We start from the raw sequence: 17,675 nt of genomic DNA, 5'->3' as shown, positions 1-17,675 counted from the left end.
GCCGGCGCGGTCCGTGTGAGCTGCGCCGGCCCGAGGGGGTTCGTCAGGGGGCCGTGGTGAGGCGGGTGGGCTGGAGGCCGGTGAGGAGGAGGGTGAGGGCTTCGTCCAGGTCGGTGCCCAGGTACCAGTCGCCGGTGTGGTCGATGCCGTAGACGCGGCCTTCGCGGTCGATGGCGAGGTGGGAGCCGGCGTCGGCGTCGACGCCGAGGGGGCAGAGCTCGGTGGACAGGGCGCGGCCGAGGTCGGCGAAGGTGCGGGCGAGGTGGAGGCCCGTGAGCGGGTCGAGGCGGACGGGGGTGGGTGCCGTCTGGCGGCCGGGGCCGGGCGCGGTGATGTGGAGGCCGCCGAATTCGGCCCAGGCTTCGACGGCTGCCGGGAAGACGGTGTGCCGGTGGCCGGCCGGGGTGGTGTGGTCGCGCAGGGCGTCGGCCCAGAACTCGGCCTGCTTGATGTCCCAGCGGCCGGGTTCCCAGCCGGCGGTGCGCAGGGCTGTGTCCACGGGGCCCGGGAAGCGGGTGGCCGAGGAGCGGTCGTAGGAGGCGGAGGAGGTGGTCATGGTGGCGGAGGTCAGGCCTTCTCTGACGCGGGGGTGAGGTCGACGGCGCGTACGCCGAAGTGGGCGAGGAGGGCTTCGCAGGAGCGGCAGGGGGGTGCGTAGGTGCCGTGGAGCGGGTCGCCGTCCTCGCGGATGCGGCGTGCGGTGATCTTGGAGTGTTTCAGGGCGCGGCGGGCTTCGCTCGCGGTGAGGGGCTTGCGGGAGGCGCGTTTGCTGCGGGCGCCTTCCACGGAGGCGAGGTGGCGCGAGAGCAGGATGGCCTCGGGGCAGCGGCCGGTGAAGCGTTCCCGCTGGCCGCTGGTGAGGGTGTCGAGGAAGTCCTGGACGAGGGGGTGCAGGGTGGGTGGCTGGTCGGCTTTGCCGGCGGTGCCGGTGAGGGTTTCGCCGCGTACGGAGAGGGCGGCGGCGATGGTGGGGAGGATGCCGTCGCGGCGGAAGCGCAGGACGGGTGCGGCGGGTCGGCCGTCGGTGCTGCTCCAGCGCAGGCGGGGGTCTCCGGCCGGGGCGGCTGCCCCGGTCTGCCTGCCTGTTGCCGGGTCGCCCTGGTCGCCCTGGCCGCCCTGGTCGCCCGGTCCCGAGGCGCCGTCGGCGGTGTCCGTGCGTGTCGCCGTGTTCTGCATGGTCGCGTCTTCCCTCCCGTGGCGGCGGTGGTGGCCGCTGTCGCGCACGCCCCCGTGCCGAGGGGACAGCCTGTCAAATGTCCCCTGTCGTGTGGAAGCGGGGTCGAATATTCGTATCAATTCGGATGTTCCTGGCCCTCGCGGGGGTGCGGGGGTCGTGGGCGGGTGGGGCTCTTGCCCGACCACATAGGCTGTGGTGAACCAGCCAGATCCAGCAGGGGGCTACCGCCATGACGACAGGTCGGCTCGGGCAGCAGGCCGCGCCACCCAACGCCGCGTACTCCGGGCAGGTCGTGCATTTCCCGGACCCGGTCCGGGCCGCTCGGCATCCCCACGGGGTACGGATGGACGCGGACGGACATCCCGACTTCTCCCCGTACGCGCGCGCGGCGGTGGAGATCGCCGAGCCGCCGGAGGGCTTCGGTGTGGACGAGCTGCGGCTGACGGACTGCGTGTCCGCGAACGCGGCGATGCACGCGGCGGGGCACGCGCTGTGGGACACCGTCGGTCCGGTGGCGACCCCGCACGGCTGGACCTGGCATCACGTGGCCGGTACGCGGCGGATGGAGCTGGTCCCGGTCGAGGTGAAGGCGTTGCTGCGGCATCACGCCGGGCTGGCGACGGCGCCGGTCGACCACGGCAAGCGCGGGACGCGGCCGTTGCAGGAGTTGCGCCCGGTGCACCTGGGGCTGCCGAAGACGGTGGTGTCGGTCGCGGAGGAGGCGGTTCAGGGCGTCGAGGAGGACCTCGGCTACCGGCTGCCGGAGGCGTACCGCGCGTTCTTGAAGGCGGCGGGCGGCTGTGCGCCGGTGGGTGCCGGGCTCGACGTGGACTTGGGTCTGCTGGTGGACCAGCCGTTCTTCACGGTGCGCGAGGAGGCGGCGGTCAATGACCTGGTGTACGTCAACAAGTGTCTGCGGGACCACCTGACGAAGGACTACCTGTGCGTGGCGTTCGTGCAGGGCGGTCTGCTCGCGCTGAAGGTGAAGGGCGAGGCGATCGGCTCGGTCTGGTTCTCCCCGTACGACGACGCCCGCGACCGGGACGGCTGGTCCGTGCAGGAGCGCGTGGAGCGTCTGTTGCTGCCGTGCGGTGCCGATTTCGATGCCTTTCTGGAGCGGTTGGCGGGCAACCCGCCGGAGTTGGAAACGGTGGCCGGTCTGATGGTGGACGGCGGATTCGCACGCTCGGTTCCCGTGTCCGGTGCGGCACCGGTGGAGGGGTGACGGGTCGATGGTGACGTTTGCGCAGGCGCAGGAGCGCGCCGAGGAGTGGATCAACGGGGACGTGCCCGCGTACCAGCACCGGGAGGTGCGCGTGCGGGAGTTCGGACTCGGGTTCGTGGTGTGGGCGGAGGACCGCGCGGCCGGTCCGGTGTCCGGTGGCGGCCGGCAGCGGCTGGTCATCGCGCGGGACAGCGGTGAGGTGACGTTGTGGCCCGGGCTGCCGGTGGGTGAGGTGATCCGCCGGTACGAGGAGGAGTACGGGGTCGCGGCGGCGCAGGTGGCGGAGCCGTCGGTGCCGACGCCGCGGATCGACTCGGAGCAGACCTCGTTCATGCTGAGTCCGCCGGAATGGCTGCAGGAGGCGGCGGACCGGGCGGGGATCCCGGCGGCGCCGACGCCGATTCCCGCCGTGGCGGAGCCTTTGGCCGCGCCCGCGCCCGCGCCCGCGCCCGCGCCCGTGGCCGCCGCGCCCGGGCCGGTACCGGAGCCGTTGGCCGCGTCCGCTTCGGCCCCCGGGCCGGTGGAGGCGGTTCCGCTGCGCCGTGAGGTGCCGTACGAGCCGACCGCGAACGACGGGGTACCGGCCGGGGCCACGCCGTGGGCCGGGACCGATGTGAACCCGGGTGCGGACGACGTGTCCGTACCGCTGCCCGCGACGGTGTTCGCGCCGCCGCTTTCGGGTTCGGACCTGGACGACATGGCGCCGCCTTCCGGTGTGGCCCCGGAGGCCAAGACCGCGCTGATTCCCGGGGGCAGCAGGCTCCCGAAGACGGCGATCGCCCCCGCGCTGGACCTCGGGGCCGCCGCGGGTGAGGGCCCGGATTCCGGGTCGATCGCCGACGCGCCGACGAGCAAGGCGCAGGCCTCCCGGCCGGGTGCGGCGCCCGCGACTCCGCCGGGTCCGCCCGGGGCTCCCGGTGCGCCCGGGGGCGGGCTGGACCACGCCGCGACGATGCTGGCCGGTCCGGCGGTGACGGGTCAGCCCGTGCCTCCGGGTCCGCCCGGTGCCCCGGGTGCTCCGGGTGCGGGTCAGCCGCCGGCGCCTCCCGGTCCGCCGGGGGCTCCCGGTTCGCTGGGGCGCGGGCTGGACCATGCCGCGACGATGCTGGCCGGTCCGGCCGTGACCGGTCAGCCGCCCGCGCCTCCCGGCCCGCCCGGCGCCCCCGGTGCGGGTCAGCCGCCGGCGCCTCCCGGTCCGCCGGGGGCTCCCGGTTCGCTGGGGCGCGGCCTGGACCATGCCGCGACGATGCTCGCGGGTCCCGGTGTACCGCAGCCTCCGGGTCCGCCGGGTCCGCCCGGCGCCCCGGGTGCGGGTCAGCCGCCGGCGCCTCCCGGTCCGCCCGGGGCTCCCGGTGGTTCGGCGCACCAGGCCGCCACGATGCTCGCGGGTCCCGGCGTACCGCAGCCTCCCGGTCCGCCGGGGGCTCCCGGTGCTCCCGGCGCGCCCGGGGGCGGGCTGGACCATGCCGCGACGATGCTGGCCGGTCCGGCCGTGACCGGTCAGCCGCCCGCGCCTCCCGGCCCGCCCGGTCAGCCGCAGGCCGGTCCCGGTCCCGCGGCGCAGCCCCCGGTGCCCACCGGCGCGCCCACGGTGGGCCCGGGCTACCAGGCCGTACTGCGCTACCGCGCGCCCGACGGCTCCGAGCAGCAGCTCATCCGGCGTTCGGCACCCGGTACCCCGCACCCCGAGTGGCAGATCCTGTACGAGCTGCGCGCGATGAACGTGCCGCCGCAGCAGGTGCTGGAGCTGCACACGGAGCTGGAGTCCTGTGAGCTGCCCGGCGGTTACTGCGCGCGGATGATCCGGGAGACCTGGCCGCAGGTCCGGATCACGAGCGTGGCCCCGTACGGCAAGGACCACGCGGGCCGTCAGCAGGGCATGAGGCATCTGCTGACCCATCAGGGTGAGCTGCACCAGGTGGCGGACGGTCCGGCGCGCCCCGCGCCGGTACGGGCGCCGCTCCAGCAGGTGCCGCTCCAGCCGGCGATTCCGCTGGACGCCATCGGCGCGGAGCTGGCCGGGGCGTTCGGCCCGCAGGGTGTGTTCCGTTTCGATCAGCGGGCGGTTTCGCGCCAGGGTGTGCCGGAGATCGTGGCGCAGACCCTGGTGTGGGCGGGTCTGCCGACGGACTTCGGGCCGTTCTTCTGGGCGCAGGCGGTGCCGGGCCAGCCGGTGCCGACGCTGGCGGAGCTCGCGGCGCAGCGGCAGGTCCAGCCGGCGTCCGACGCGGGTTCGTACCTGGTGGTGGGCAGCGACTTCGGCAAGGCGCTGTGCGTGCAGTACGGGACGGCGCACATAGTGGCGGTGCCGGTGGAGGCCGGTCCGGGCGGTGCTCCGGTGCCGCCGCAGTTCGTGAATTCGAGCCTGCCGCAGTTCGCGCGTTCGCTGGCGATGCTGGGCCACATGTGGCGGTTGCGCCAGCATCTGACGCCGGAGCAGGCGGGGCGTTGGACCGTCGATTTCCAGACGAATCTGGCGGGGCTCGACAGTGCGGCGCTGGCGTCGCCGGAGAGCTGGTGGTCGGTGCTGCTGGAGCAGATGTGGGACGGGTTGCTCTGATCGGATGATCGGGCGGATGGCCGGGCCGGGACCCTCGTACGGGGTACCGGCCCGGCCATTCCGGCTTCTGGCCGCAAATGGCGCATCCTTGACAGGAATCCCCCCGAGAGAGGCGCTTCAGGATGACTGCACCCATGTCACCTCACGGACCGGGTTTCGCGACCGTACGGGGTCGCGGCTACCGCGTGGAAGAGGTCGACCGGTATCTGGCCCGGCTCTCCGGCAGCCGGGACGAGGCGTGGGAGCGGGTGGCGCGGCTGACGGTCCTGGCGAAGCGGATGGAGGAGGAGGCGGGGCGGCTGCGCGAGGCCGTGGCGGCGCTGGCTCCGCAGACGTACGACGAGCTGAGCGAGCGGGCGCGGCGGATCCTCCTCCTGGTGGAGGAGGAGGCGGACACCGTGCGGCGTGACGCGCGGGCGGACGCGGTGGACGCGATGGGCGCGGCCGAGGCGTACGCGGACCGGGTGGCGGAGCTGGCGCGCGATGACGCGGAGGCGGTGCGCGAGCAGACGGAGGTCCGGGCGCGCCAGGGGCTGTTGCGGGCGGGGCGGGAGGCCGACGCGGTCCGGGCGGAGGCGAAGGACGACGCGGCGGAGTGGCGGGCGCAGGCGCAGGCGGCGCTGACGGAGATGCGGCGCCGGTCGGAGGCCCTGCTGGCGGACCGCGAGCAGGAGCAGGTGGAGCGCCGGGACGCGGCGGAGCGGGAGCTGGCGGTCCGGGAGGCCGATCTGGAGGCCCGGCACGCGGAGCTGGAGCGGCACGCGGAGGTCCGGCTGGCGGAGGCGCGGCGCGGGTACGCGGAGGCGGAGGAGTCGGCGCGGCACGGGCAGGAGGACGCGGAGGCGCGGGCGGCGGAGCTGTTGGCGGAGGCCAGGGTGCAGGAGGAGCGGACGGGCCGGGAGACGGAGCGGATCCTGCGCGAGCACGGGGAGGCGCAGGACGAGATGCGGGCGCACATGAACCACGTCCGCTCCAGCCTGGCGGCCCTGACGGGCCGCGCCCCGGCCGAGGGCTGACGGGTCGGCCGGGCGGAGGGCTGACGTTCGCCGGGGGCGGGGCCGGTGGGTCGCCGGGGCCGGGCGACCGCCCGGGTGCCGCGGGTCCTGCGGCCGTCAGGGCTTGTGGCGGGCGTAGTAGCGGGCCACGCGGGCGCGGTTGCCGCAGGTCGAGGCCACGCACCAGCGGCGCCTGGGGTGCGCCGGGAGGAACAGCAGGACGCAGTCGGCCCCTTCGCACTCCCGTACGTCCCGCACCCGTGGGTCCGTCAGGAGCTCGGCCGTGGCGTCCGCCAGTTGTGCGGCGAGCCGCCGGGCCGGGGTGCCCGTACGGTGCGCGGCCGCCGTCAGCCCGGTCTCGGGGGTCCAGGCGAGTTCCCGGTGGGCGGGGGCGGCGGCCGAGGCCTGGTTCAGCGTGCGCAGGGCGCCCACAGGGGGGCGCTCGCCGCGCCGCGCGGCCGTGAGCGCCGCGCCGGCCGCCTCCCGTACGGCGTGCACGGCCGCCACCTCCGCCGGGCCCGCCTTCGCGGCCGGCCCGAGCCGGTCCTCCTGCGCGGCCAGCCAGGCCGAGAGCCCCTCCGGACCTGCGATCAGATCGCCCGCGCCCGTGGGACGGGTGTTGAGCAGGTCGAGGGCGAGGGGTTCGCCCGTGAGCGGGAACGGCGGGGTCGACGTCATGTGGCTAATGGTACGTGAAGCACTTGACCCGTTAGAAGTCCGGGGTGAGACTAATGGGAACAAGGCCATTGGAGGCATGTGATGTCGCTCGTCCACCACCGCACCGCCGACGTGCACGGGGTCCGCGTCGCCTACCGCGAGAGCGGCCCGGCCGACGGACCGGTCCTGCTGCTCCTGCACGGGTTCCCCACCTCCTCCCACCAGTTCGCCCGGCTGATGGACGCCCTCGGCGACGCTCCGTACCGGCTGATCGCCCCCGACCTCCCCGGCTTCGGCCGGACCGAGGCCCCGGCAGACTTCACGTACACCTTCGACCGGCTCGCGGACGTCGTGGAGGGGTTCACCGACGCCCTCGGGCTGGACCGCTTCGCGCTCTACGTCTTCGACTACGGCGCCCCCGTCGGGCTGCGGATCGCCGTGCGCCGCCCCGAGCGGGTGACCGGCCTGGTCGTGCAGAACGGCAACGCGTACGAGGAGGGGCTCTCCGACGCGGCCCGCGCGTTCGCCGGACACCGGCGGGAGGTGCCGGGCGACGAGGAGAAGGTGCGCGGGCTGTTCACCCCCGAGGGCATCCGCTTCCAGTACGAGGCCGGCGTGGCCGACACGGGCCTGGTCTCCCCGGACGGCCGGACGCTCGACGTGCACTACGTCGGGCTGCCGGGCCGCGCCGACGCGCAGGCCGACCTCGCCTTCGACTACTCCTCGAACTTCGACCGGTACCCCGTCTGGCAGGCCTGGCTGCGGGCCTCCCGGGTCCCGGTCCTGGTCGTCTGGGGCGCCGGGGACCCGTTCTTCGTCCCGGCGGGGGCCAAGGCGTACCTGCGGGACGCGCCGGACGCCGAGGTGCACGTCATCGACGGGGCGGGGCACTTCGCACTCGAGACGCACCTCGCGGAGATCGCCCCGCTGATCGAGGGGTTCCTCGCCAAGCTCCCGTGACCGGGCCCCGGCCCTCCCTTTGCTAGCCGGCCGGCCGCGGGGTCGTGGCCGGGACCGGCGCCGGGGCCGCGGGCGCGTGCCGGTACGGGTCGCTGCGCAGGCCCCGGGAGGTGACCACCACCGTGAACGCGGCGGGTGCGCCGGCGGCCGGGAGCCGCGCGGTCAAAGTGCCCGTCGCCGGGTCGAATTCGGTGGGCAGGACGGTGGAGTCGAGCTCGACCCGGGCCTCCGGGCCGAAGCCGCCGCCCTCCACGACCAGCGCGCCGTCCGCCGGGACCACACGCGTGATCACCGGATTCGCCCGTGTGGCCATCTTGTTCACCAGGTAGGCCCCGGCCGGGGCGCCCGTCAGGGCCCAGATCTCGGCGGGGAGGCGGGGGAGGCCGCCGCCCACGTCGGCGAGGAAGAACAGCACCACGTAGAGCATGGTGACCGCGCTGAGGGCCACGTACTGGAGGTCGACGAGGTCGGTGCGCCCGCTGTCGTTGGCGATCAGCTCGCGCAGCGGGCGCTGCCCGGAGCCGGTGGGCTTCGGGGCGGGCTTGGCCATGGTGCCGTTCTCGACGCGGATGCCGACGACCGTCTTGGCCCCGATCATCGCCACGTACGGGCCTCCGAGCAGCGGCAGGTACACCGTGGTCAGGGAGGACAGCGGGCCGTGCTCCCCGGTGAACCAGCCTATGCCGCCGCCCGCGGTGAGCCCGTACGCGAGGATCGTGAGCAGCAGCCAGACCAGGATCACCGTCCAGGCCAGGGCCAGGGTGGTCGAGGTGGAGAGGCGTCCGTCGCGGCCGGTGACGAAGCCCGGACGGCGGCGCAGCCGCAAGGCCGTGGGCCCGGCCAGGGCGGCCAGTAAGGCGAGTGCGAAGAGTGCCGATGCCATGTCGTCCCCCGGAACGGATCCCGGACGCGGAACTCCGGGATGCAGGACTCCGAGGTCTACTCCGTTGACCGGGGTCATGACAAGCGGGACGGGCGGGACGGACTACGTGTCGGCCCGCTGCTTCTCCTGGTGCTCCTCCAGTATCGGGAACCGCCGCGGCGCCACGAGGAGGAGGACGAGCAGCGCGGCCACCGCCGCGGCGGTCGCGCCGAGGAAGATGTGGTCGACGGCGGCGGCCACCGATGAGCGCAGGTAGTCGGCGGCGGCCCGCGGGAGCAGCTCCGGCCGGTCGAGGGCCTTGGAGACGTCGTCGAGGTGGTCCGGCAGCCCGGACATCGGGGCGTGCGCCAGCCGGGCGGCGATCGTCGCGTTGGCGACGGCCCCGAACAGGGCGGCCCCGAGGCTCTGCCCGACCTGGCGGCAGAACAGGACGGAGGCTGTGGTCGTGCCGCGCTCGGACCAGCCCACGGTGGACTGGACCCCGACGATCAGCGGCAGCTGGAACAGGCCGAGGGCCGCGCCCAGCAGCAGCATGATCAGCGTGGGCTGCCAGGGCCGGGCGGGGTGGGGCAGCAGTGTGAACGAGAACAGGATGACGGCGGCCAGCGAGATCCCGACGGCCGCGGAGTTGCGGAAGCCGATGCGCCGGTAGACGTGCTGGCTGAAGGCGGCGGAGGCGGGCCAGGTCAGGGTCATCGCGGACATGACCAGTCCGGCGCTGATGGGCCCGAGGCCGAGGACGGACTGCGCGTACGTCGGGACGAAGACCATCGGGGCGATCATGAGCAGGCCGAGTGCGCCGAGGGCCAGGTTGACCGCGGCGATGGTGCGCCGGCGCCAGACCCATCCCGGAATGATCGGTTCTGCGGCCCGGCGTTCGATCCGGACGACCGCGGCGGCCAGTACCGCGCTCGCGCCCAGGAGTCCGAGGGAGGGTGCGGACAGCCAGGGCCAGGCGACCCCGCCCTGCACGAGCGCGAAGAGCAGCAGCCCGCCGCAGGCGAAGACCGCGAGGGCGCCGGCCCAGTCGACGGGGCCGCGGCGCCCCGGGGACCGTACGGGCTCGACGAGGTGGCGGGCGAGCATCCACAGGGCCAGGCCGCCGAGCGGCAGGTTGATCAGGAAGATCCAGCGCCAGTCGGCGTACGAGGCGATGAGTCCGCCGAGCGCCGGGCCGGCCACGGCGGAGGCGGCCCAGACGGAGGACATCCGGGCCTGGATCCTGGGGCGGTCCTTGAGCGGGTAGAGGTCGGCGGCCAGGGTCTGCACCGTGCCCTGGAGCGCGCCGCCGCCCAGCCCCTGGACGAGGCGGAAGGCGATGAGGGCGCCCATGTTCCAGGCGAGCGCGCACAGCAGTGAGCCGACGATGAACAGGGCTATGCCGAAGAGGAGCACGGGCTTGCGGCCGAAGGTGTCGGAGAGCTTGCCGTAGACGGGGAGGGTGACGGTGACGGCGAGCAGGTAGCCGGCGAAGAGCCAGGAGAAGACGGAGAAGCCGCCGAGGTCGCCGACGATCTGGGGGACGGCGGTGGAGACGACGGAGCTGTCGAGGGCGACGAGCGCCATCGCCAGCATGAGGGCGGTGACCAGGGCGGTACGGGGGGCCCGCCCGCCGGCCCCCGAAGCGGCTCCGGATCCGGAAGCCGCCGATTCCCCGGTGCGTTCGCCCGTGCTCTCCTCCGCGCTCACCAAGATCCTTTCACCGTGCACGTATCTGCGGGGAACACCTTCTCATCGCGGGGATACCGGCGGTATCCCCCCGGTATCCCCCAGAGGTGATCCGCCAAAAGATGCAGAACCCCTAGGGGTTGCTCCTCACAAGGGTCCAGGGGCCGTTCGTCCGGGCGGAGGAGGAGGACGGCCGGATGAGGTCCTTAACTGGTTCCTACGGGCGGGGTGGGGTTAACCCCCCTGCGGATACGGCGATGGGCACCAGGGCGCCGGCCGCCTCCGCCCAGCAGACTTCACGACGGCAAGCCGGTGGAATCCGGCCACATGCGTGGCAGTGCGGGCAACGAACCATCGGCGCGGGCAACGAACCAACGAGGGGAAACACCGTGACAGCGGCTATGACCGAAACCAGGCACGGGGGTACTGGAGGGCATGAAGCCGTCGCGGCCCGGGCGCGGGGGGTCGTCAAGGCCTACGGCGCCGGGGAGACGCGCGTGGTCGCCCTCGACGAGGTCGACGTGGACATCAAGCGCGGCCAGTTCACGGCGATCATGGGCCCCTCCGGCTCCGGCAAGTCCACGCTGATGCACTGCCTCGCCGGTCTCGACACGGTGACCAGCGGGCAGATCCACCTGGACGACGTCGAGATCACCGGGCTGAAGGACAAGAAGCTCACGCAGCTGCGCCGTGACCGGATCGGCTTCATCTTCCAGGCCTTCAACCTGCTGCCCACGCTCAACGCCCTGGAGAACATCACGCTCCCCATGGACATCGCGGGCCGCAAGCCGGACGCGGAGTGGCTGAACCGCGTCGTCGAGACCGTCGGTCTCGCCGGGCGCCTCAAGCACCGCCCGACCGAGCTCTCCGGCGGCCAGCAGCAGCGCGTGGCCGTCGCCCGCGCCCTCGCGGCCCGTCCGCAGATCATCTTCGGCGACGAGCCCACCGGAAACCTGGACTCGCGGGCCGGCGCCGAGGTCCTCGGCTTCCTGCGCCGCTCGGTGGACGAGCTCGGCCAGACCATCGTGATGGTCACGCACGACCCGGTGGCGGCCTCGTACGCGGACCGCGTGATCTTCCTGGCCGACGGGCGGATCGTGGACGAGATGTACGGGCCGACCGCCGACCAGGTGCTGGACCGCATGAAGGACTTCGACGCGCGCGGGCGGACCTCGTGAGCGCGGGCACCGTACTGAAGACCTCGCGGCGCAACTTCGTCGCGCACAAGGGACGGATGGCCCTCTCGGCCGTCGCCGTCCTGCTCTCCGTCGCCTTCGTCTGCGGCACCCTGGTGTTCACCGACACCATGAACACCACCTTCGACAAGCTGTTCGGCGTCACCAGCGCCGACGTCACCGTCACGGCGAAGGGGGCCAAGGGCGGCGACGACAACCCGAACCGCGGCAAGCCCGAGGTGCTGCCGGCCTCGGCCGTCGAGCAGGTGGCGAAGGCCGAGGGCGTCAAGAGCGCCGAGGGCGGCGTGGTCTCGATGTCCGTGACGGTGGTGAACGCCAAGAACGAGAACATGGGCTCGACCACCGGCGCCCCCACCATCGCGGGCAACTGGAGCGACAACGAGCTCAAGTCGATGAAGATCACCTCCGGCCAGGCCCCGCGCGGCCCGGCCGAGATGATGGTCGACGCCGACACCGCGAAGAAGCACCACCTGAAGCTCGGCGACGAGCTGCGCACCATCGCCATCACCGGGGACGTCCGCGCGAAGATCAGCGGCATCGCCACCTTCACCGTGACCAACCCGGGCGCGGCGATCGTCTACTTCGACACCGCCACCGCCCAGGAGAAGCTGCTCGGCGGCCCCGGCCTCTTCACGCACGTCAACGTCACCGCCAAGGACGGGGTCGGCGACGAGCAGCTGAAGCAGAACGTCGCGAAGGCCGTCGGCGCGGACACGTACAAGCTCCAGACCGCCAAGGAGTCCGCCGACGCCAACCGCAAGGACGTCGGCTCCTTCCTCAACGTCATGAAGTACGTGATGCTCGGCTTCGCCGGGATCGCCTTCCTCGTCGGCATCTTCCTCATCTTCAACACCTTCTCGATGCTGGTCGCCCAGCGCACCCGCGAGATCGGCCTGATGCGGGCCATCGGCGCCGACAGCGGCCAGGTGCTCAAGTCCGTGATCGTCGAGGCCTTCCTGCTCGGCCTGGTCGGCTCGGTCCTCGGGATCGGGGCCGGCGTGGGCCTGGCCGTCGGCCTGATGCAGCTCATGGGCCAGATGGGCATGCACCTGTCCACCGATGACCTGACCATCGCCTGGACCACCCCGGTCCTCGGCCTGGTCCTCGGCATCGTCGTCACCGTCGTCTCGGCCTTCATCCCGGCCCGCCGGGCCGGCAAGGTCTCCCCGATGGCCGCCCTGCGCGAATCCGGCACCCCCGGGGACAAGAAGGCCGGCCGCGTCCGGGCCGCCCTGGGCCTGGTCCTCACCGGCATCGGCGGCGCGGGCCTCTTCCTCGCCGCCACCGCCGACAAGGCGACGGCCGGCTCGCTCTGGCTCTCCCTGGGCGTGCTGTTCACCCTCATCGGCTTCATCGTGATCGGCCCGCTGCTCGCCGGCCTCGTGGTCCGCCTGCTCTCCGGCATCGTCCTGCGGCCCTTCGGGTCCGTCGGCCGGCTCGCCGAGCGCAACGCGCTGCGCAACCCGCGCCGCACCGGCGCCACCGCCGCCGCGCTGATGATCGGCCTGGCCCTGGTCGCCTGCCTGTCGGTCGTCGGCTCCTCGATGGTGGCCTCCGCCACCGACGAGCTCGACAAGACGGTCGGCGCGGACTACATCGTCCAGTCCCAGACGGGCCAGCCGATCATGCCGCAGGCCGAGCAGGCGCTGCGCGCCACCAAGGACCTGGACCACGTCACCGCGTACCGGGAGGTGGAGGCGAAGATCACCGCCCCCGACGGCTCCGTCAAGGACGACGGCATCAGCGTCACCGACCCGACCTACGCCCAGGACGTCCGGCGCAAGATGATCGCCGGCGAGCACGCGGCGGCGTACGGCAAGGGCGCGATCTCGGTCGGCTCGCTCTACGCGGACGAGCACCACGTCAAGGTCGGCGACGAGCTGACGGTCGCCTTCACCGGCGGCCGGACCACCGGGCTCAAGGTCGCCGCGATCACCTCCGACGAGGGCAACCTCGACAAGGGCGTGATGTACATCAGCACCGCCACCGCCGAGCAGTTCCTGCCGGCCGACCGGATGCCGCGCCCGTTCATGCTGCTGGCCAAGGCCGCCGACGGGAAGGCGGACGCCGCCTACGGCGCCGTCAAGGGCGCGCTCGCGGAGTACCCCCAGTACGCCGTGCAGAACCAGACCGACTACAAGCAGACCCTCAAGGACCAGGTCGGCCAGCTGCTGAACATGGTCTACGGGCTCCTCGGCCTCGCGATCATCGTGGCGGTCCTGGGCGTCGTGAACACCCTGGCCCTCTCGGTGGTCGAGCGGACCCGCGAGATCGGCCTGATGCGCGCCATCGGCCTCTCCCGCCGCCAGCTGCGCCGCATGATCCGCCTGGAGTCCGTGGTCATCGCCCTCTTCGGCGCCCTGCTGGGTCTGGGCCTGGGCATGGGCTGGGGAGCCACCGCGCAGCAGCTGCTCGCCCTGGAGGGCCTGAAGGTGCTGGAGATCCCCTGGCCGACGATCATCGGCGTCTTCGCCGGGTCGGCCTTCGTGGGCCTGTTCGCCGCACTGGTCCCGGCCTTCCGGGCAGGGCGGATGAACGTACTGAACGCGATCGCGAGCGAGTAGGGGGCTCGGCGTTCGTTCGGGGGACCGCCGGCCCCGGCCGGCCCTTCGGGGCCGTCCGGGGCCGACGGCCGCTCCCGGCCGACTCCGCGCCCCGCGGTGGCCGCAATCCCTCGCGCGGGGGACCCGGGGGCGTCGTAGGGTGGGAAGCCCCGGCCCGTGAGACGTGTCGGGTCCTTCGCGTTGCCCCTTCACCGGACGGAAGCCTCCTTTCATGAGCCTGCACGGACTGCTCGACGCCGTCACCCGGGACCCGGCCCTCGCCGAGGCGGTCACCGCGGCCGGGGACGGCAACCGCATGCACGTGGACCTCGTCGGACCCCCGGCCGCCCGGCCCCTCGCCATCGCCGCGCTGGCCGCCAGGAGCGAGCGGACCGTGCTCGCGGTCACCGCCACGGGCCGGGAGGCCGAGGACCTGGCCGCCGCGCTGCGCTCCTTCCTGCCGCCCGACGAGGTGGCCGAGTACCCGTCCTGGGAGACCCTTCCGCACGAGCGGCTCTCGCCGCGCAGCGACACCGTGGGCCGGCGGCTCGCCGTACTGCGCCGGCTCGTGCACCCGAGCAAGGACGACCCGGCCGCGGGGCCCGTCTCCGTCGTCGTCGCGCCGATCCGCTCCGTGCTCCAGCCGCAGGTCAAGGGGCTCGGCGACCTGGTCCCGGTGAGCCTTCGGCACGGCGAGAGCGTCGATCTGGGCGAGGTGACCGAGGCACTGGCCGCGGCGGCGTACGCCCGCGTCGAGCTCGTCGAGAAGCGCGGCGAGTTCGCCGTGCGCGGCGGCATCCTCGACGTGTTCCCGCCCACCGAGGAGCACCCGCTGCGCGTGGAGTTCTGGGGCGACGAGGTCGAGGAGATCCGCTACTTCAAGGTCGCCGACCAGCGCTCCCTGGAGGTCGCCGAGCACGGCCTGTGGGCCCCGCCCTGCCGGGAGCTGCTGCTGACCGACGAGGTGCGGGAGCGGGCCGCCGCCCTCGCGGAGGCCCACCCCGAGCTCGGCGAACTGCTGAACAAGATCGCCGAGGGGATCGCGGTCGAGGGCATGGAGTCCCTCGCGCCGGTCCTCGTCGACGACATGGAACTGCTGATCGACGTCCTGCCGGCCGGGTCCATGGCCGTCGTGTGCGACCCCGAGCGGGTCCGCACCCGGGCCGCCGACCTCGTCGCGACCTCGCAGGAGTTCCTGATGGCCTCCTGGGCCGCGACGGCCGGCGGCGGCCAGGCCCCGATCGACGTCGGCGCCGCCTCGCTGCGCGGGATCGCGGACGTACGGGAGCACGCGCGCGAGCTCGGCATGATGTGGTGGTCGGTCTCCCCGTTCGCGGCGGACGACGCGGACCTGGCCGCCGACACCCTCAAGCTCGGCATGCACGCCCCCGAGGCCTACCGCGGAGACACCGCCCGCGCGCTCGCCGACACCAAGGGCTGGATCGCAGACGGCTGGCACACCGTCTACCTCACCGAGGGCCACGGCCCGGCCGCCCGCACCGTCGAGGTGCTCGGCGGCGAGGGCATCGCGGCCCGCCTGGAGGCGGACCTGCGCACCCTGGAGCCGTCGATCGTCCACGTCACCTGCGGTTCCCTCGACAACGGGTTCGTCGACCCGGCGCTGAAGCTGGCCGTCCTCACCGAGACCGACCTGACCGGCCAGCGCACCGCCACCAAGGACCTCGGCCGGATGCCGACCCGGCGCCGCAAGTCCATCGACCCCCTCACCCTGGAGGTCGGCGACTACATCGTCCACGAGCAGCACGGCGTCGGCCGCTACATCGAGATGGTGCAGCGCACCGTCCAGGGCGCCACCCGCGAGTACCTCCTCGTCGAGTACGCCCCCGCCAAGCGCGGCCAGCCCGGCGACCGCCTCTACATCCCCACCGACCAGCTGGAGCAGGTCACCAAGTACGTCGGCGGCGAGGCCCCGACCCTGCACCGGCTCGGCGGCGCCGACTGGACCAAGACCAAGGCGCGCGCCAAGAAGGCGGTCAAGGAGATCGCCGCCGACCTCATCAAGCTCTACAGCGCCCGCATGGCGGCCCCCGGCCACACCTTCGGCCCGGACACCCCCTGGCAGCGCGAGCTGGAGGACGCCTTCCCGTACGCGGAGACCCCCGACCAGCTCACCACCATCGCCGAGGTCAAGGAGGACATGGAGAAGTCCGTCCCCATGGACCGCCTGATCTGCGGTGACGTCGGCTACGGCAAGACCGAGATCGCCGTGCGAGCGGCCTTCAAGGCGGTCCAGGACGGCAAGCAGGTCGCCGTCCTCGTCCCCACCACCCTGCTCGTGCAGCAGCACTTCGGCACCTTCTCCGAGCGCTACAGCCAGTTCCCCGTCAACGTGAAGGCGCTGTCCCGCTTCCAGTCCGACACCGAGTCCAAGGCCACCCTGGAGGGACTGAAGGAGGGCTCGGTCGACATCGTCATCGGCACGCACCGGCTGTTCTCGCAGGAGACCAGGTTCAAGGACCTGGGCCTGGTCATCGTCGACGAGGAGCAGCGCTTCGGCGTCGAGCACAAGGAGCAGCTGAAGAAGCTGCGCGCCAACGTCGACGTCCTGACGATGTCCGCGACCCCGATCCCGCGCACCCTGGAGATGGCGGTGACCGGCATCCGCGAGATGTCGACCATCACCACCCCGCCGGAGGAGCGCCACCCGGTGCTCACCTTCGTCGGCCCGTACGAGGAGAAGCAGATCGGCGCGGCCATCCGGCGCGAACTGCTGCGCGAAGGCCAGTGCTTCTACATCCACAACCGGGTCGAGTCCATCGACCGGGCCGCCGCCAAGCTGCGCGAGATCGTGCCCGAGGCGCGGATCGCGACCGCCCACGGGCAGATGTCCGAACAGGCCCTGGAACAGGTCGTGGTGGACTTCTGGGAGAAGAAGTTCGACGTGCTCGTCTCGACGACGATCGTCGAGTCCGGCATCGACATCTCCAACGCCAACACCCTCATCGTCGAGCGCGGCGACAACTTCGGCCTCTCCCAGCTCCACCAGCTGCGCGGCCGCGTGGGCCGGGGCCGCGAGCGCGGGTACGCGTACTTCCTCTACCCGCCGGAGAAGCCGCTGACCGAGACCGCCCACGAGCGGCTCGCCACGATCGCCCAGCACACCGAGATGGGCGCCGGCATGTACGTGGCGATGAAGGACCTGGAGATCCGCGGCGCGGGCAACCTGCTCGGCGGCGAGCAGTCCGGCCACATCGCGGGCGTCGGCTTCGACCTCTACATCCGCATGGTCGGCGAGGCGGTGGCCGACTACCGGGCGGCGATCGACGGCGGGGCCGAGGAGGAGCCGCCGCTGGAGGTCAAGATCGAGCTGCCGGTCGACGCGCACGTCCCGCACGACTACGCGCCGGGCGAGCGGCTGCGCCTGCAGGCGTACCGCTCGATCGCGTCGGCGAACTCCGAGGCGGACATCAAGGCCGTACGGGAGGAGCTCCACGACCGCTACGGCAAGCTGCCGGAGCCGGTGGAGAACCTGCTGCTGGTGGCGGGGCTGCGGATGCTGGCGCGGGCCTGCGGGGTCGGCGACATCACCCTCCAGGGGCCCAACATCCGCTTCGGGCCGGTGGAGCTGCGCGAATCGCAGGAGCTGCGCCTCAAGCGGCTCTACCCGGGAACGGTGCTCAAGCCGGCCACCTCCCAGGTACTGATCCCGCGGCCGAAGACGGCCCGGGTGGGCGGGAAGCCGCTGGTCGGACGGGAACTGCTGGCCTGGACCGGGGAGTTCCTCACCACGATCCTCGGGTCCTGAGCCGTACGCGGCCGGGGACCGCTCCTTTCCGGAGCGCCCCGGCCG

The 17,675-nt window shown here is 73.2% G+C and carries 12 protein-coding genes; 7 read left to right on the top strand and 5 right to left on the bottom strand.

Annotated elements, in window-relative coordinates; translation table 11 throughout:
- Window positions 1-43 precede the first annotated feature (43 nt).
- The gene (locus ACFYXV_RS25010) at window positions 44-556 is read right to left on the bottom strand and encodes an SUKH-3 domain-containing protein (RefSeq protein WP_383338089.1); all 513 of its coding nucleotides are present in this window, start codon (window positions 554-556) and stop codon (window positions 44-46) included.
- A gap of 11 nt (window positions 557-567) precedes the next feature.
- On the bottom strand, window positions 568-1,176 hold the full coding sequence (locus ACFYXV_RS25005; protein WP_385475902.1) for a YwqJ-related putative deaminase: 609 nt from the start codon (window positions 1,174-1,176) through the stop codon (window positions 568-570).
- Window positions 1,177-1,406: 230 nt separating this feature from the next.
- Here ACFYXV_RS25005 and ACFYXV_RS25000 point away from each other — a divergent pair, with 230 nt between their 5' ends.
- The 3 genes from ACFYXV_RS25000 (at window position 1,407) to ACFYXV_RS24990 (ending at window position 5,978) form a co-directional block, all read left to right on the top strand.
- The gene (locus tag ACFYXV_RS25000) at window positions 1,407-2,402 is read left to right on the top strand and encodes an SMI1/KNR4 family protein (protein WP_385475904.1); all 996 of its coding nucleotides are present in this window, start codon (window positions 1,407-1,409) and stop codon (window positions 2,400-2,402) included.
- A gap of 7 nt (window positions 2,403-2,409) precedes the next feature.
- Complete coding sequence (locus tag ACFYXV_RS24995; protein ID WP_389384081.1) at window positions 2,410-4,962, top strand: SUKH-4 family immunity protein; 2,553 nt, start codon at window positions 2,410-2,412, stop codon at window positions 4,960-4,962.
- 134 nt (window positions 4,963-5,096) lie between these two features.
- Window positions 5,097-5,978: a cellulose-binding protein gene (locus ACFYXV_RS24990; protein ID WP_389384080.1), complete on the top strand. Its 882-nt coding sequence runs from the start codon at window positions 5,097-5,099 to the stop codon at window positions 5,976-5,978.
- A 96-nt stretch (window positions 5,979-6,074) separates the two neighbouring features.
- Here ACFYXV_RS24990 and ACFYXV_RS24985 read toward each other — a convergent pair whose 3' ends face one another.
- Complete coding sequence (locus tag ACFYXV_RS24985; protein WP_389384079.1) at window positions 6,075-6,635, bottom strand: CGNR zinc finger domain-containing protein; 561 nt, start codon at window positions 6,633-6,635, stop codon at window positions 6,075-6,077.
- A gap of 81 nt (window positions 6,636-6,716) precedes the next feature.
- Here ACFYXV_RS24985 and ACFYXV_RS24980 point away from each other — a divergent pair, with 81 nt between their 5' ends.
- A complete protein-coding gene (locus tag ACFYXV_RS24980; protein WP_389384078.1) occupies window positions 6,717-7,574 on the top strand; it encodes an alpha/beta fold hydrolase in 858 nt (285 codons plus the stop codon).
- A 22-nt stretch (window positions 7,575-7,596) separates the two neighbouring features.
- Here ACFYXV_RS24980 and ACFYXV_RS24975 read toward each other — a convergent pair whose 3' ends face one another.
- Window positions 7,597-8,457 (bottom strand): hypothetical protein, encoded by an 861-nt coding sequence (locus ACFYXV_RS24975; protein ID WP_389384077.1) that lies wholly within the window; start codon window positions 8,455-8,457, stop codon window positions 7,597-7,599.
- Window positions 8,458-8,559: 102 nt separating this feature from the next.
- Window positions 8,560-10,146, bottom strand: coding sequence for an MFS transporter (locus ACFYXV_RS24970; RefSeq protein ID WP_389384076.1), 1,587 nt, complete (start codon window positions 10,144-10,146; stop codon window positions 8,560-8,562).
- Window positions 10,147-10,526: 380 nt separating this feature from the next.
- Between ACFYXV_RS24970 and ACFYXV_RS24965 the strand changes: the two genes are divergently transcribed.
- The 3 genes from ACFYXV_RS24965 to mfd all read left to right on the top strand — a co-directional run bounded on the left by ACFYXV_RS24965 (window position 10,527) and on the right by mfd (window position 17,630).
- Window positions 10,527-11,303, top strand: a complete 777-nt coding sequence (locus ACFYXV_RS24965) for an ABC transporter ATP-binding protein (RefSeq protein ID WP_385475916.1) — start codon at window positions 10,527-10,529, stop codon at window positions 11,301-11,303.
- A 56-nt stretch (window positions 11,304-11,359) separates the two neighbouring features.
- Complete coding sequence (locus ACFYXV_RS24960; protein ID WP_389384148.1) at window positions 11,360-13,885, top strand: ABC transporter permease; 2,526 nt, start codon at window positions 11,360-11,362, stop codon at window positions 13,883-13,885.
- 211 nt (window positions 13,886-14,096) lie between these two features.
- A complete protein-coding gene (gene mfd, locus ACFYXV_RS24955) occupies window positions 14,097-17,630 on the top strand; it encodes a transcription-repair coupling factor (protein WP_389384075.1) in 3,534 nt (1,177 codons plus the stop codon).
- Window positions 17,631-17,675: the final 45 nt, after the last annotated feature.

Origin of the sequence: Streptomyces sp. NPDC002181, from assembly GCF_042890485.1 — a bacterium.
GTDB lineage: Bacteria > Actinomycetota > Actinomycetes > Streptomycetales > Streptomycetaceae > Streptomyces.
This window is presented reverse-complemented; position numbering and strand designations above follow the sequence as displayed.

What these genes read in the sequence shown, in the direction of transcription:
- ACFYXV_RS24995 (WP_389384081.1), top strand. Translation starts at nt 2,410, where the DNA reads ATGGTGACGTTTGCGCAGGCGCAGGAGCGCGCCGAGGAGTGGATCAAC.
- mfd (WP_389384075.1), top strand. Translation starts at nt 14,097, where the DNA reads ATGAGCCTGCACGGACTGCTCGACGCCGTCACCCGGGACCCGGCCCTC.
- ACFYXV_RS25010 (WP_383338089.1), bottom strand. Translation starts at nt 556, where the DNA reads ATGACCACCTCCTCCGCCTCCTACGACCGCTCCTCGGCCACCCGCTTC.
- ACFYXV_RS25000 (WP_385475904.1), top strand. Translation starts at nt 1,407, where the DNA reads ATGACGACAGGTCGGCTCGGGCAGCAGGCCGCGCCACCCAACGCCGCG.
- ACFYXV_RS24980 (WP_389384078.1), top strand. Translation starts at nt 6,717, where the DNA reads ATGTCGCTCGTCCACCACCGCACCGCCGACGTGCACGGGGTCCGCGTC.
- ACFYXV_RS24985 (WP_389384079.1), bottom strand. Translation starts at nt 6,635, where the DNA reads ATGACGTCGACCCCGCCGTTCCCGCTCACGGGCGAACCCCTCGCCCTC.
- ACFYXV_RS24960 (WP_389384148.1), top strand. Translation starts at nt 11,360, where the DNA reads ATGGCCCTCTCGGCCGTCGCCGTCCTGCTCTCCGTCGCCTTCGTCTGC.
- ACFYXV_RS24975 (WP_389384077.1), bottom strand. Translation starts at nt 8,457, where the DNA reads ATGGCATCGGCACTCTTCGCACTCGCCTTACTGGCCGCCCTGGCCGGG.
- ACFYXV_RS24965 (WP_385475916.1), top strand. Translation starts at nt 10,527, where the DNA reads ATGACCGAAACCAGGCACGGGGGTACTGGAGGGCATGAAGCCGTCGCG.
- ACFYXV_RS25005 (WP_385475902.1), bottom strand. Translation starts at nt 1,176, where the DNA reads ATGCAGAACACGGCGACACGCACGGACACCGCCGACGGCGCCTCGGGA.
- ACFYXV_RS24990 (WP_389384080.1), top strand. Translation starts at nt 5,097, where the DNA reads ATGTCACCTCACGGACCGGGTTTCGCGACCGTACGGGGTCGCGGCTAC.